16 protein-coding genes and 1 riboswitch are annotated in these 13,670 nt (G+C 72.0%); of the genes, 9 read left to right on the forward strand and 7 right to left on the reverse strand.

Going from position 1 to position 13,670, the window contains the following annotated elements; all coding sequences use genetic code 11:
• Positions 1-69: 69 nt before the first annotated feature.
• Entirely contained in the window at positions 70-141 is a 72-nt protein-coding gene (locus IE247_RS35080; RefSeq protein WP_373305617.1) for a trp operon leader peptide, read from the reverse strand.
• 109 nt (positions 142-250) lie between these two features.
• Here IE247_RS35080 and IE247_RS27230 point away from each other — a divergent pair, with 109 nt between their 5' ends.
• Positions 251-1,603, forward strand: a complete 1,353-nt coding sequence (locus IE247_RS27230; protein ID WP_190125952.1) for a class II 3-deoxy-7-phosphoheptulonate synthase — start codon at positions 251-253, stop codon at positions 1,601-1,603.
• A gap of 185 nt (positions 1,604-1,788) precedes the next feature.
• Positions 1,789-2,070 carry a (2Fe-2S)-binding protein gene (locus IE247_RS27235; protein WP_190125953.1) on the forward strand — a complete coding sequence of 94 codons (282 nt, stop codon included), beginning with the start codon at positions 1,789-1,791 and terminating at the stop codon, positions 2,068-2,070.
• A gap of 46 nt (positions 2,071-2,116) precedes the next feature.
• On the opposite strand, the gene bfr is transcribed toward IE247_RS27235, so the two are convergent.
• The gene (gene bfr, locus IE247_RS27240) at positions 2,117-2,596 is read right to left on the reverse strand and encodes a bacterioferritin (protein ID WP_190125954.1); all 480 of its coding nucleotides are present in this window, start codon (positions 2,594-2,596) and stop codon (positions 2,117-2,119) included.
• Positions 2,597-2,753: 157 nt separating this feature from the next.
• On the opposite strand from bfr, the gene IE247_RS27245 reads away from it, so the two are divergent.
• Positions 2,754-3,386, forward strand: coding sequence for a sulfite oxidase-like oxidoreductase (locus IE247_RS27245; protein ID WP_190125955.1), 633 nt, complete (start codon positions 2,754-2,756; stop codon positions 3,384-3,386).
• 21 nt (positions 3,387-3,407) lie between these two features.
• On the opposite strand, the gene IE247_RS27250 is transcribed toward IE247_RS27245, so the two are convergent.
• The 5 genes from IE247_RS27250 to thiO all read right to left on the reverse strand — a co-directional run bounded on the left by IE247_RS27250 (position 3,408) and on the right by thiO (position 8,556).
• Positions 3,408-4,259 (reverse strand): deoxyribonuclease IV, encoded by an 852-nt coding sequence (locus IE247_RS27250; RefSeq protein ID WP_190125956.1) that lies wholly within the window; start codon positions 4,257-4,259, stop codon positions 3,408-3,410.
• A gap of 65 nt (positions 4,260-4,324) precedes the next feature.
• Positions 4,325-6,262, reverse strand: coding sequence for a Stk1 family PASTA domain-containing Ser/Thr kinase (gene pknB / locus IE247_RS27255; RefSeq protein WP_190125957.1), 1,938 nt, complete (start codon positions 6,260-6,262; stop codon positions 4,325-4,327).
• Between the two features lie 73 nt (positions 6,263-6,335).
• Positions 6,336-7,130 (reverse strand): thiazole synthase, encoded by a 795-nt coding sequence (locus IE247_RS27260; RefSeq protein WP_190125958.1) that lies wholly within the window; start codon positions 7,128-7,130, stop codon positions 6,336-6,338.
• A gap of 5 nt (positions 7,131-7,135) precedes the next feature.
• Positions 7,136-7,357: a sulfur carrier protein ThiS gene (gene thiS / locus IE247_RS27265; protein WP_190125959.1), complete on the reverse strand. Its 222-nt coding sequence runs from the start codon at positions 7,355-7,357 to the stop codon at positions 7,136-7,138.
• Positions 7,354-8,556 (reverse strand): glycine oxidase ThiO, encoded by a 1,203-nt coding sequence (gene thiO, locus IE247_RS27270; RefSeq protein WP_190125960.1) that lies wholly within the window; start codon positions 8,554-8,556, stop codon positions 7,354-7,356. The genes thiS and thiO overlap by 4 nt, the downstream gene beginning before the upstream one ends.
• Positions 8,553-8,666: riboswitch (TPP riboswitch) on the reverse strand. Its footprint overlaps the gene before it by 4 nt.
• A 118-nt stretch (positions 8,667-8,784) precedes the next feature.
• Between thiO and IE247_RS27275 the strand changes: the two genes are divergently transcribed.
• From IE247_RS27275 to IE247_RS27300, 6 genes are all read left to right on the forward strand, one after another.
• Entirely contained in the window at positions 8,785-9,168 is a 384-nt protein-coding gene (locus tag IE247_RS27275; RefSeq protein WP_190125961.1) for an avidin-fold protein, read from the forward strand.
• Between the two features lie 75 nt (positions 9,169-9,243).
• Positions 9,244-10,437: an NAD(P)/FAD-dependent oxidoreductase gene (locus tag IE247_RS27280; RefSeq protein WP_373305618.1), complete on the forward strand. Its 1,194-nt coding sequence runs from the start codon at positions 9,244-9,246 to the stop codon at positions 10,435-10,437.
• Between the two features lie 115 nt (positions 10,438-10,552).
• The gene (locus IE247_RS27285) at positions 10,553-10,918 is read left to right on the forward strand and encodes an Rv2175c family DNA-binding protein (protein ID WP_190125963.1); all 366 of its coding nucleotides are present in this window, start codon (positions 10,553-10,555) and stop codon (positions 10,916-10,918) included.
• Between the two features lie 118 nt (positions 10,919-11,036).
• Positions 11,037-11,690, forward strand: coding sequence for a thiamine phosphate synthase (gene thiE, locus IE247_RS27290; protein ID WP_190125964.1), 654 nt, complete (start codon positions 11,037-11,039; stop codon positions 11,688-11,690).
• A gap of 138 nt (positions 11,691-11,828) precedes the next feature.
• Positions 11,829-12,746, forward strand: coding sequence for a methylenetetrahydrofolate reductase [NAD(P)H] (metF, locus tag IE247_RS27295; protein ID WP_190125965.1), 918 nt, complete (start codon positions 11,829-11,831; stop codon positions 12,744-12,746).
• A 50-nt stretch (positions 12,747-12,796) separates the two neighbouring features.
• Entirely contained in the window at positions 12,797-13,636 is an 840-nt protein-coding gene (locus IE247_RS27300; RefSeq protein WP_190125966.1) for a hypothetical protein, read from the forward strand.
• The last annotated feature ends 34 nt before the right edge of the window (positions 13,637-13,670 follow it).

Consider the following 13,670-nt stretch of genomic DNA (forward strand, 5'->3'; position numbering starts at 1 on the left):
GTTTCCCTGGGAAACACCGAAGGCCGCCCCTCGGGCGGCCTTCGCGAAGTCTTCAGTGAGTACGCGCGATCAGTGGGCCGCCGGATGAGCGGTCCACCACCAGTTCTGGTTCAGCTGGATCTGATCGGGGTGCGCGAACATGCGGCGAACCCTACCCCACCCGTCACACGACGCCCGGAATGATGGAATGTGCGTCTCATTTACTGGTCCGTTTGGGGTATGCGCGGCGTGACCACGTACTGTGGTCCGTGTGACCGTGAACGCTAAGACAACCCCCGCAGGTGGCAACACCTGGCGAGACCTGCCCGCGGCGCAGCAGCCCGAGTACCCGGATGCCGAGGCTCTGCGCGATGTGATCGCCGAGCTGGAGAGCTATCCGCCGCTCGTCTTCGCAGGCGAGTGCGACCAGCTGCGCGCCCGGATGGGAGCCGTCGCCAGGGGCGAGGCGTTCCTCCTCCAGGGCGGCGACTGCGCCGAGTCCTTCGACGCCGTCGGCGCCGAGCAGATCAGGGCCAAGCTCAAGACCCTGCTCCAGATGGGCGCGGTCCTGACCTACGCGGCATCCGTGCCGGTGGTCAAGGTCGGCCGTATCGCCGGCCAGTACTCCAAGCCGCGCTCCAAGCCGACCGAGACCCGCGACGGCCTGACGCTCCCGACCTACCGGGGCGACTCCGTCAACGGCTTCGAGTTCACCGAGGCGGCCCGGATCCCGGACCCCGAGCGGCTGAAGCGGATGTACAACGCCTCCGCGGCGACGCTCAACCTGGTGCGCGCCTTCACCACCGGCGGTTACGCGGACCTGCGCCAGGTGCACGCCTGGAACCAGGACTTCGTGCGGTCCTCGCCCTCCGGCCAGCGGTACGAGCAGCTGGCCCGCGAGATCGACAACGCGCTGAACTTCATGGAGGCCTGCGGCACCGACCCGGCGGAGTTCCGCACGGTCGAGTTCTACGCCTCCCACGAGGCGCTGCTGCTCGACTACGAGTCGGCGCTCACCCGCACCGACTCCCGCACGGGCAAGCTGTACGACGTCTCCGGCCACATGGTCTGGATCGGCGAGCGCACCCGCCAGCTCGACGGGGCGCACATCGAGTTCGCGTCCAGGATCAGCAACCCGATCGGGATCAAGCTGGGCCCGACCACCACGGTGGACGAGGCGCTCACCTACATCGACCGGCTGGACCCCGACCGTGAGCCGGGCCGGCTGACCTTCGTCGTCCGCATGGGCGCGGACAAGGTCCGGGACAAGCTTCCGGAGCTGGTCGAGAAGGTCACCGCCTCCGGCGCGACCGTGGCCTGGGTCACCGACCCGATGCACGGCAACACCTTCGAGGCCGCCTCCGGCCACAAGACCCGCCGCTTCGACGATGTGCTCGACGAGGTCAAGGGCTTCTTCGAGGTCCACAAGGCGCTCGGCACCCACCCGGGCGGCATCCATGTCGAGCTGACCGGCGACGATGTCACCGAGTGCGTAGGCGGCGGTGACGAGATCTTCGTCGACGATCTCCACCAGCGCTACGAGACCGCCTGCGACCCGCGGCTCAACCGCAGCCAGTCCCTGGACCTGGCCTTCCTGGTCGCCGAGATGTACCGCGACCAGTGATCTTGACGGGCCCGGCGGACCGCCGGGCCCGATGATCTTCTGAGCGCGTGAGGTGGGGCACGGATCGATGTGATCCGTGCCCCACCTTGCTTTTGACTGCTTTTACACCGGCCTCAAGACGGGTAAGGTTAGGTTAGCCTCACCAGGTAAGTGGCAGGGGCTGCGACCGACAGTCCCCTCGGGAGGTGAACCGCGTGTACGTCTGCTCATGCTTCGGCATCACGGAGAAGCAGGTCAAGGAACACGCGGCGGCCGGAGCCTGCACCCCCCGCCAGATCGCCTCCGCCTCCAAGGCGGGCACCGACTGCGGGTCGTGTGTGCGGACGATCCAGTCCCTCCTGGGGCGGGGCGGCTGTCCCCGGCGCGAGCTGCTGGATCAGGGCAAGCCCGCGCTCGCCGTCGCCGGCGAGGGTCTCGCCGACGTCACGGACGCCGTCGGCCTCGGGCGGCTGGACGCCGCGGCCTGAGGCCCGGTCCAGTCCGGTCCAGTCCGGCTCGGCTCTCCGGCCCGGCTCAGCTCTCCGGCTGCTCGATCTGCTGCGCGAGATAGAGCGGCTCTCCCAGTGACTCGATCAGCTCCAGCTGGGTGTCGAGATAGTCGATGTGATGCTCCTCGTCCTCAAGGATCGACTCGAAGATGTTCGCCGATGTGACATCGCCCTTGGCGCGCATGACATCGATTCCGCGCTTGAGCCGGTCGATCGCCTCCACCTCGACCTGTCGGTCCGCCTGGAACATCTCGGTGACCGTCTGGCCGACACGCACATGGAACAGCCGCTGATAATTCGGCAGACCGTCGAGGAACAGAATGCGTTCCGTCAGTACGTCCGCGTGCTTCATCTCGTCAATGGATTCGGCGCGCGTGTATTTGGCGAGCTTGGTCCAGCCTTTGTTCTCCTGAATGCGATAGTGGAGCCAGTACTGGTTGATCGCCGTCAGCTCGCCGGTCAGCTGCTCGTTGAGAAACTCGATGACCTCGGGGTCGCCCTGCATCGCGGGTGCTCCTTCCACGCGTATGGCCTCGGGGGCAGATGCGCGCATCCTCGCATTGCCGTCGAGGGCCGTCCAGTAAGTGCCTCCTTAGTAGGAGTTGCCCGAATCGGGCCAGACCTGGTCATGACCACCCCTCCCGGTCTGTCACCATTGAGTCATGGGTCAGCCGGAGAGCCGGGAACACGGCGTACCAGAGGAGTCGGCGCTTCCTCCGGGGCAGCGGCTGCAACGCGGCTGGCCGGTCACCCATTACGGGCCCGTGCCCAAGTTCAAGCCGGACCGCTGGGAGTTCAGGGTCTTCGGGGCCACGGCCGACGGCGAGAAGCACTGCTGGAGCCACGAGGAATTCTCGGAGCTCCCCTTCTCCACGGTCGTCGCCGATCTGCACTGCGTCACGAAGTTCAGCATGCTGGGGGCCGAATGGGGCGGTGTGCCCGCCGCCACGATCGTTGATCTCGCGCCGCCCGCACCCCATGTCACCCATGTCATGGTCTGGGCCGAGTACGGCTTCAGCGCGAATATGCGGCTCGCCGATTTCACCTCCGAGCGCGCCATGTTCGCCACCCACAAGGACGGCGAACTGCTCACCGCCGAGCATGGATTTCCGCTGCGCCTCGTGGTGCCGCATCTGTACGCCTGGAAGGGGCCCAAATGGGTCCGGGGCGTGGAGTACATGACCGCGGACCGGCGGGGCTTCTGGGAGGAGCGGGGATATCACAACCTCGGCGACCCCTGGCGGGAGCAGCGGTATTCGTACCAGGAGGAGCCGGGCGACGGCCCGGAGCTCTGAGACCCCCGGGCCCGCCCGGGCTCAGCCGCGCAGTGTCTTCAGCCGCGCCACGTCCGCCGCGTGCCCCTCCGGGCCGCCGGGCGTCTCGATGATCAGCGGTACGCCCTCGGTCGCGGGGTGCCGCATCAGCTCCCCGAAGGGCTCCGCGCCGATGTGACCCGCCCCGATATTGGCGTGCCGGTCCTTGCGCTCACCGGCCGCCTCCTTGGAGTCATTGGCGTGGATCAGCTTCAGCCGCCCCTCGCCCACTGTCCGCACCAGCAGATCCAGGGTCTCCTTCACCCCTCGCGGAGCCGAGAGATCATGCCCGGCCGCGTGGATGTGGCAGGTGTCCAGACAGATCCCGAGCCGGGGGTGGGAGTCGAGCGCCTCGAAGTACGGACCGAAGTCCTCCGCCCGGGAGCACAGCGAGGCGCCCTGCCCGGCCGTCGACTCCAGCAGCAGAAACGGATCGTCGTCATGGGTCAGCTCGTCCAGCAGCGGCAGCACCAGCTCCCGCACCTGGGCGAGCGCGACCGCACGGGTGCGGCCCCCGGTCGCGGAGCCGGTGTGGACCACCACCCCCCGCGCGCCGATCTCCCGGCCCCGGCGCAGCGAGTGGCGCATGGACTCGACCGACCGCTCGGCGGTCGCCTCGCTGTGCGAGCCGAAGTTGATCAGATAGGGGGCGTGGACATAGACCGACAGCCCCTCCTCGGCGCACCCGGCGCGGAACGCCTCGTCCTGCGCCGGGTTCCCGGCGGGCGTCGCCCAGCCGCGCGGGTTGGCCACGAAGACCTGGAGGCTCTCCGCCTTGAGGTCGTGGGCGTAGCCCAGGCCGGTGGTGGCCAGACCGCCCGCCACGGGCACATGTCCGCCTACAGGGTTGCGCATGGCTGTCTTCGCAGTCCTTCGATGTCGATGCTGTCCGCGGTGGCCGGCCGTCCCCGGAGGGGGGATCACAGGCCCTTGATCCTGATGGTGACCGTGCTGCCCTCGGCGGCCCGGCCGCCCGCCTCGGGGGACTGCCCGGTCACGGTGTCCCCGAGGTAGGGGAAGCTCGTCTCGGCCTTCACCGTGAAGCCCGCCGACTCCAGGGCGCTCCTGGCGTCGTCCTCGCTCTCGCCGGTGACATCGGGCACGACGACCATGCGCGGGCCCTTGGACACCGTCAGGGTCACGGTGTCGCCCGCGGCCAGCCGCGCGCCGCCCGCCGCCGACTGGCGGGCCACGGTCCCCGCCTCCTTCGGCGAGTCCACCCGGTCCGGGGCGACCTCGACCTCGAACCCCGCGCCCTCCAGCTCGGCGGTCGCCTCGTCCACCCCGTCCCCGGTGACGTCCGGGACGGCGATCGGCGCGCCCCGGCTGACCACCACGGCCACGGCGGAGTCCGGCCCGCGCCGGGCCCCGGCCGCCGGTTCCGTACGGATCACGGAGCCCTGTGGGACCGTGTCGCTGAACTCCTCGGAGACCGCTCCCGGCGCGAGGCCGACATCCTTCAGCCGCCGCTCGGCGGCGTCGAGCGGCTCGCCCCTGAGCGAGGGCACCCGGACGGTCTCCGGGCCGCGCGAGACGATCAGCGTCACCGAGCCGTTGCCCCGGATGCGCTCGCCCGTCGCCGGATCGCTGCCGAGGACCGAACCCCGCCCGACGGTCTCGCTGAACTCCCGGCGCACCTCGCGGACGTCGAGCCCCGCGCCCTCCAGCTTCCGCCGGGCGTCGCCCTCCGCCGTGCCGATGACGGCCGGGACCCGGGTGAACTGCCCCGCGTTGATGTACCAGACGCCCGCGCCGGTGACGAGGACCGCCACCAGGGCCAGCACGACCGCCGGCACGCCCCTGCGGGGGAGCCCCCCGAGGGCGGTCCGGCGGCGCGCCGAACGGCGCGGCCCGGGGTCGGCGGCGGGCCGGGGGAGCAGCGCGGTGTGCCCGGCCCCCGGCTCCTCGCCGGGCAGCGGCCGGGCGATGACGTCCGTACGCTCGTCCTCCGGCCCGGCGGACCGCCCGGCCTCCCTCTCCCGGGCGCGCGGCGGCACCAGGTCCAACTGCTCGTCGGTCAGCTCCGCGCGCGCCCGGTGGGCCCGGGCCAGCAGCTCCACCGCGTCCGGCGGGCGGATCTCCGGATTGCGGGCGGTGGCCGAGGCCACCAGCTCGTCCAGCGCGACCGCGAGCCCCGGGACGGCCGCCGAGGGGGCCGGCACATCCTCGTTCAGATGGCGGTGGAGCACCCGGGCCGGGGTGTCGCCGGAGTGCGGCTTGACGCCGGTCAGCATCTCGTAGAGGACGATCCCGCAGGCGTACACATCGGTACGGGTGCCGGAGCCGCCCTCCTCGATCTGCTCGGGCGCGAGATAGGAGACCGTGCCCAGCACGGCCCCGGTGGTGCTGGTGACCGAGCCGACGGCCCGGACGAGACCGAAGTCGGCGACCTTCACCCGGCCGTCGTCCCCGATCAGCACATTCTCCGGTTTCACATCCCGGTGGACGAAGCCCGCCCGGTGCGCCGCGCCCAGCGCGGCCAGCACCGGCTCCAGGATGTCGAGCGCCGCCCTGGGCCGGAGCGCGCCGCGCTCGCGCAGCACGTCCCGCAGGGTGCAGCCGGCCACGTACTCCATCGCCAGATAGACATAGGGGCCGTCCGTGCCCTGGTCGAAGACGCCCACCACATTGGGGTGCGCGAGCCGGGCGACGGACTTGGCCTCGCGGATGAAGCGCTCCACGAAGGAGACGTCGGCGGCGAGCGCCGGATGCATCACCTTGAGCGCCAGCTCGCGGTCGAGACGGGTGTCGACGGCCCGGTAGACCGTGGCCATGCCGCCGACGGCGACGCGCGCGTCGACGCGGTAGCGGCCGTCGAGCACCTGCCCGACAAGAGGGTCCTGGAGGGTCATGTCCACCCCGCGATTCTACGAGCCGCCGCGGACACTCCCCGTCGCGCCGGGCGGCTCGGGGCTCTGGGGCCCTGGGCGCTCAGAAGGCCGGGCGCTCCGGGTCCAGCGCCGCCAGGCCGGTGACCGGCGACGATGCCTCGGCGAAGTGCCGGCGCGGGATGCGGCCCGCGCGGTGCGCGAGCCGCCCGGCCTCCACCGCGTGCCGCATCGCCTCCGCCATCAGCACCGGCTCCTGGGCGCGGGTGACGGCCGAGGCGAGCATCACGGCCGCGCACCCCAGCTCCATGGCGAACGCGGCGTCGGACGCCGTGCCCGCGCCCGCGTCCAGGATCACCGGGACCCCGGCCCGCTCCGTGATCAGCGAGAAGTTGTGCGGATTGCGGATGCCGAGCCCGGAGCCGATCGGGGAGCCCAGCGGCATGATCGCGGCGCAGCCCACATCCTCCAGCTTCTGGGCGAGCACCGGATCGTCATTGGTGTACGGCAGTACGGTGAAGCCGTCGTCCACCAGCGTCTCCGCCGCGTCCAGCAGCTCGATCGGATCGGGCAGCAGGGTCCGTTCGTCCGCGACGACCTCCAGCTTCACCCAGTCGGTGCCCAGCGCCTCGCGCGCCAGCCGCGCGGTCAGCACGGCCTCGCCCGCGGTGAAACAGCCCGCGGTGTTGGGCAGCACCCGGATGCCGAGCCGGGTGAGCACGGAGATCACCGAGCCCTGGACGGTGGGGTCGACACGGCGCATCGCCACGGTCGTCAGCTCGGTGCCGCTGGCGATCAGCGAGCGTTCCAGCAGCCGGAGGCTGGGGGCGCCACCGGTGCCCATGATCAGCCGGGAGTCGAAGGCGGTGTCGGCGATGACGAGCCGGTCGTCGGACATCGCGGTCAGCCCCCCTGCACGGCGGTGAGGACTTCCACCCGGTCGCCGTCGCCGAGCGGGGTACGGGACCAGTGGCCGCGCGGCACGACCGACTCGTTGACGGCGGCGGCGATGCCCGCCCCCGCGGTGGTCAGTTCCGCGATCAGGGTGTCCAGGGTGGTTCCGGGGGTGAGTTCACGCCGTTCGCCGTTGACGGAGACAGAGACGGCCACGGGCACGGTGCTCATACGGGCTGCTCCTGGGAGAGGGAAGAGAAGCGGCGGGGGGTGAAGGGGCCGGCTTCCGCCGGAAGCGCCCCACCGGCCAGCGCGGCCGCCAGTACATCGCCGGTGACGGGGGCGAGCAGCACCCCGTTGCGGTGGTGCCCGGTGGCCAGGTGGAGTCCGGGCAGCTCGGTCGGGCCGAGCAGCGGCGCGTTGTCGGGGGAGCAGGGGCGCAGCCCCGCGCGGGTCTCGGTCAGCGGCAGCTCGGTGATGCCCGGCACCAGCTCATGGGCGTCGCGCAGCAGCTCGTACACCCCGCCCGCGGTGACGGTGGTGTCCCAGCCCAGCTCCTCGCTGGTCGCGCCGACGACGAGTTCGCCATTGGTCCGGGGCACCAGATAGACATGGCTGCCGCGGACCACGGCCCGCACGGTCCGGGAGAGGAAGGGGCCGAAGGCGACGGGCACGGTCAGCCGCAGCACCTGGCCCTTGACCGGCCGGACCGGGGGCAGCACCTCGGGCGGGACGCCCGCGAGACGTCCGCTGAGGCTGCCGCCCGCCAGCACCACCTGCCCGGCGGCGAGTTCGCTCCCGTCGTCCAGTACGGCTCCGGCGGCCCGGCCGCCGACGACCGAGAGCCGCTCGGCCCAGGCCCGGCGGAACACCACCCCGGCCCGTTCGCAGGCGGTGACCAGGGCGGCCGTCAGCCGGCGCGGATCGACCTGGTGGTCGCCGTCGACCCGGAGCCCGCCGCGTACGCCCGGTGCCAGCATCGGCTCCAGACGGCGGCACTCACGGCCGCTCAGCCACTGCGATTCCAGTCCCGAGCGCAGCTGGAGGGCGTGCAGTTCGCGCAGATGGGCGCGGTCGTCGGCGTCGAGGGCGACGGAGAGGGTCCCGCAGGCGCGGTAGCCGACCTCCTGCCCGCTCGCCTCCTCCAGCTCGGCGACGAAGGCCGGGTAGCGGCGCGCGGATTCGAGGTTGAGGGCGAGCAGGGTCTCCTCGCCGTAGTGCAGTTCGGTGACGGCGGCCAGCATTCCGGCGGCGACCCGCGCGGCCCCGCCGCCCGGCCGCGGGTCGAGGACGGTGACGTCCATTCCGCTCCGCGCGGCGCGCCAGGCCGTGACCAGTCCGATGATCCCGCCCCCGATGACGAGGACGTCCGTCGGTCGCGGCGGCCGGCCCTCTTCGGGTCCGGTACGACTGCCCGGGATACGCGACATGGGTGGTCGGCTCCTCCCTTCGCCGGCATGACCCGGATCAGGTTCGTACGGTCGGAGGCCGTCCAGCCTCCCTCTCAGCCCGGTGCGTCCGGGCTCCCGCGAGTGCTTTACGGTGGCCACCCTAACCCCAGGGCCCGACCCGCAGAAAGGCGCGGTGGGACAGGGACGGGCTTCGAGCCTCGGGCCTCGGGCTTCGGACTTCGGACTTCGGCATGAGGGAGCACGGCAATGGCAAGGTCGCTCGACGGACTCGTCCTCGCACCGGTCGCGGACCAGGCGCCGGGCCAGGTGGGCACGGGCACCCGCTTCCGCTATCACGAGCGGGACGGCGTGATCTGGGCCGAGTACGCGGGCGGCGACGTGGTCCGGGGCCATCTGGTGGGCACCCGCGCGGGCGACCGTCTCGACTTCCGCTACGTCCAGCTGACGGCGGACGGCGCGACCTCCTGCGGCCACTGCGTCTCCACCGTGGCCGAACTCCCCGACGGCCGGGTGCGGCTGGCGGAGACCTGGGAGTGGGAGTCGCGGGAGGGCAGCGGCACCAGCGTGGTCGAGGAGCTGCCCGGCGGCGGCGAGGCAGGGCCTTTTTCTGGTGGTATGTCAGCTGCGTAAGGTTGACCCGTGAATGATGCGACTGAGCAGCGGAGTCAGGGGCGGGCACGGCGCGTGGTCGTCGTCGGCGCGGGCATGGCGGGCGTACAGACCGCCGTCGCCCTGCGGGAACAGGGCTTCACCGGCCGGATCACCCTGATCGGGGCCGAACCCCACCAGCCCTACGACCGGCCGCCGCTCTCCAAGGCCGTCCTCCTCGGCACCGCCGAGGGCTCCGCCTTCGACGTGGACTTCGAGGCGCTCGACATCGAACTGATCCTCGGCCGCGCGGTGACCGGCCTCCGGCCCGCCGACCGTGAACTGGACACCGAGGCCGGACCCGTCCCGTACGACACCCTCGTCATCGCCACCGGCGCGGAGCCCGTCACCCTCCCCGGCGTCGAAGCCGTCCCCGGCGTCCATCTGCTGCGCACCCTCGACGACGCCGCCAGACTCCGTCCCGTGCTCGCCGCCCGCCACGACATCGTGGTCGTCGGCGCGGGCTGGATCGGCGCGGAGTTCGCCACGGCCGCGCGCGCCGCCGGCTGCGCGGTCACCGTGGTGGAGGCGGCCGACCGCCCCCTGGCCGGCTCGCTGCCCGCCGAGGTCACCGCCCCCATGGCCGGCTGGTACGCGGAGCACGGCGTCGAACTGATCACCGGCGCCCGGGTCACCGGCGTCGAGCCCGGCACGGTCGTGGTCGACGCGGGGACCGGAGCGCCCCGGCGGCTGCCCGCCGACGCCGTCGTCGTCGGCATCGGGGCCCGGCCGGCCACCCGCTGGCTCGCCGGCTCCGGCATCGCCACCGACCCGGGCGGCGCGATCACCGCCGACGAGTCCCTCCGTACCTCCCTCCCCGACGTCCACGCCGTCGGGGACTGCGCCTCCTTCCCCTCCGCCCGCTACGGCCGGCGGCTGCTCGTGCACCACTGGGACAACGCCCTCCAGGGGCCCCGGACCGTCGCCGCCAATGTGATCGCGGCGGGCGCGGGGGAGCCGCCGGTGAGCTACGACCCGGTGCCCTACTTCTGGTCCGAGCAGTTCGGCCGCTTCGCGCAGTACGCGGGGGACCACGCCGACGCCGACACCATCCTGTGGCGCGGCGGGCCCGGCGAGGCCGCCTGGACGGTGCTGTGGCTGCGCGACGGGGCCCTCGTCGCCCTGCTCGCCGTGGACCGCCCCCGCGATCTGGCACAGGGCCGCAAGCTGATCCTCTCCGGGGCCCGGCTGGACGCCCGGCGGGCCGCCGACCCCGCCGTACCTCTGAAGGCCGCGTCGTCCGGAAGCTGAAGCGAGTCGGTGAAACGGCTCTGACCAGGTACGATTCCAGGATTCCGGATTCCCGGACACAGATCGGGGCGGAGCCCGGCTACCGACTGTCAGTCCCAGATGGCAGGCTTGTCCCGTGACCGAGATTGACGCAAAGATCGATGCCCTCGTACCCGCCTGGCTCACCCTCCCCGACATCGCCGAGTCCCTCGGCATCGAGGTGACGCGCGTGCGCCAGCTGGTCAAGGAGGGCCAGCTGATCGCCGTGCGCCGCGGTGAGAACAGGGCGCTCCAGGTGCCCGCCGCCTTCATCGACGGAGACAAGGTCGTCAAGGGCCTCTCCGGCACCCTGACCCTCCTGAGGGACGACGGCTTCACCGACGCCGAGATGCTGGAGTGGCTCTTCACCCCGGACCCCAGCCTGCCGGGCACCCCCGCGCAGGCGCTCACCGAGAACCGCGGCACCGAAGTGAAGCGCAGGGCCCAGGCCCTCGCCGTCTGAGAGCCGCGCCCATACCCGGCTGACCCAGCCGACACACCACAGCGGTGTGCGGGCGGGACCCCCGCGCCTCCCCGGCGCGCACCCGCCCGCACCCCGCGACACCCGGGGGGATCTCACCATGCCCACGAAGCGCCCGTCGCTCGCCGACGCCCGGCTCTACCTCTGCACGGACGCCCGCAAGCGCCAGGGAGACCTCGCCGAGTTCCTCGACGCGGTCCTCCCCTCCGGCGTCGACATCGTGCAGCTGCGCGACAAGGGCCTGGAGGCCGCCGAGGAGCTGGAGCGGCTGCGGATCCTCGCCGACGCCTGCCGCCGGCACGGCACACTGCTCGCGGTGAACGACCGGGCGGACGTCGCCCACGCCGCCGGGGCCGATGTGCTCCATCTGGGCCAGGGCGATCTGCCCGTCCCCGCCGCCCGCGCCATCCTCGGCCCGGCCCCCCTGATCGGCCGCTCCACCCACGCCCCCGCCGAGGCGGCCGCCGCCGCCGTCGAGCCGGGCGTGGACTACTTCTGCACCGGCCCCTGCTGGCCCACCCCGACCAAGCCCGGCAGACACGCGCCCGGACTGGACCTCGTCCGGTACACCGCCGCGCTGGGGACCGACCGCCCCTGGTTCGCCATCGGCGGCATCGACGCGGACAACCTCGACCAGGTGCTGGACGCGGGAGCCCGCCGGATCGTCGTCGTCCGGGCGATCACCGAGGCGGCCGACCCGGCCGCCGCCACGGCCGCCCTCAGCAAGCGGATCCGAGCCCGCGACCTCGGCTGAGACATCGGCGCCCATCACCGCACACCGTCTGATACCAGCCGTTACAAGGCGTGGCGATCAAGCCTATTCGCGGGCTGCGTGTGTCCGATTGGTGGACTTGTGTTGGGGGGCTCCCCCGACCCTCGGTAACCTGCGGGTATGGCCCTCGGAACCCCTTCGATCAGGACGGACCGCGCACTGACCGTGCGCGAGCTGCTCGCGACCGGCAAGACCTCCTACTCCTTCGAGTTCTGGGCGCCCAAGACCGAGAAGGGCGAGCGCAACCTCTGGAACGCGCTGCGCCGGGTCGAGGCGGTCGCCCCCAGCTTCGTCTCCGTGACCTACGGCGCGGGCGGTTCCACCCGCGCCGGCACGGTCCGGGCCACCGAGCAGATCGCCGCCGACACCACCCTGACCCCCGTCGCCCACCTCACGGCGGTCGACCACTCCATCGCCGAACTCCGCAATATGATCGGCCAGTACGCCGATGTGGGGATCCGCAACATCCTCGCCGTCCGGGGAGACCCGCCCGGCGACCCCATGGGCGAGTGGGTCAAGCACCCCCAGGGCGTGGGATACGCGGCCGAACTGGTCCGGCTCATCAAGGAGTCCGGCGACTTCTGCGTGGGCGTCGCCGCCTTCCCCGAGATGCACCCCCGCTCCCAGGACTGGGACAGCGACATCCGTCACTTCGTCGACAAGTGCCGGGCCGGGGCCGACTACGCCATCACCCAGATGTTCTTCCGTCCTGAGGACTATCTGCGGCTGCGCGACCGCGTGGAGGCGGCGGGCTGCGAGACTCCGATCATCCCGGAGATCATGCCCGTCACCAGCGTCAAACAGCTCGAACGCTTTGCCCAGTTGAGCAATGCCGCGTTCCCGGATGGACTGAAAGAACGGATCCTCAGCGTCAAGGACGATCCCGCCGCTGTACGCTCCATGGGAATAGAGTTCGCGACCGAGTTCTGTGCGGAGCTGCTCTCCGAGGGTGTTCCCGGGCTGCACTTCATCACGCTCAACAACTCCACCGCGACACTGGAGATATACGAGAATCTCGGACTGCACCAGCAGTCCTGATCGGCTCCGCCGCCCCGCCCCGGGGCGGGGGCCGAGGGAGAGGGGCGGGCATGGGCTGGACGGTCCTCTACATCGCATTCGGCGTGGTGGCGCTGTGGCTGCTCGGTGAGGTGCTGCTGCAGTACAAGGCGCGGCTGCGCTGGCGGCTGCTGGCCTTCGGCGGATTCCTGGGCGTGGTCCTGGGAGTTCTGATCCCCTCCGTGGTGGTGATCGGGCTCGGCGCGATCGCCTTCGCCATCGGGCAGACCTGTGTGACGCTCTCCTTCCGCCGGGGCTTCTCCACCGGCTGGGCGATCGGCGGCCGGCCCGGCGCGAGCCGCCGCCGCAAGGACGGCGACGAGGAGGAGGGGCGCGAGCCCGCGCTCCAGGTCTCCGGCCTGGAGGAGACCGGGGTCCTCTCCTACGACCCGCCCGCCGTCGACGACTTCGGCTCCGCGAGCTTCGGCCCCGAGCCGGTCTACGAGCCCCAGCCGATGCCCGACGACACCAACGGGTACGGCGTCTACACCGGCCCCGGCCCCGACCCCGAGGCGGCGCCCGCGCCCGACCAGGGCGGCCAGGGCGACGGCTACGGCGCGTACGACCCCTACTACGGCGACCAGCCGCAGCATCAGCCGCCCGGCCAGGACGAGTTCGCCGCCGGGCAGCAGCAGTACGCGGCCTACTCCGACCCCTATGTGGGCGGCCAGCAGTACAACGCCTTCGAGAGCTACGACAGCTTCGGCAACCCGCAGCAGTACGGCTCGGACGCGTACTACCCGCAGCAGTCCTACACGGACACCCCTCCCGGCGGGGTCTGGGTGCCGCAGCAGCGCGACACCGAGCAGCAGGACCAGCCCGCGCCCCAGGGCTACGGCCCCGAGCACGACGAGGGGCAGTACCGCTACTGAGCCCGCGCCGCCGGGGACCCGTCCGGTCCCCGGC

Source organism: Streptomyces inusitatus (assembly GCF_014651115.1).
Taxonomy (GTDB): Bacteria; Actinomycetota; Actinomycetes; order Streptomycetales; family Streptomycetaceae; genus Streptomyces; species Streptomyces amakusaensis.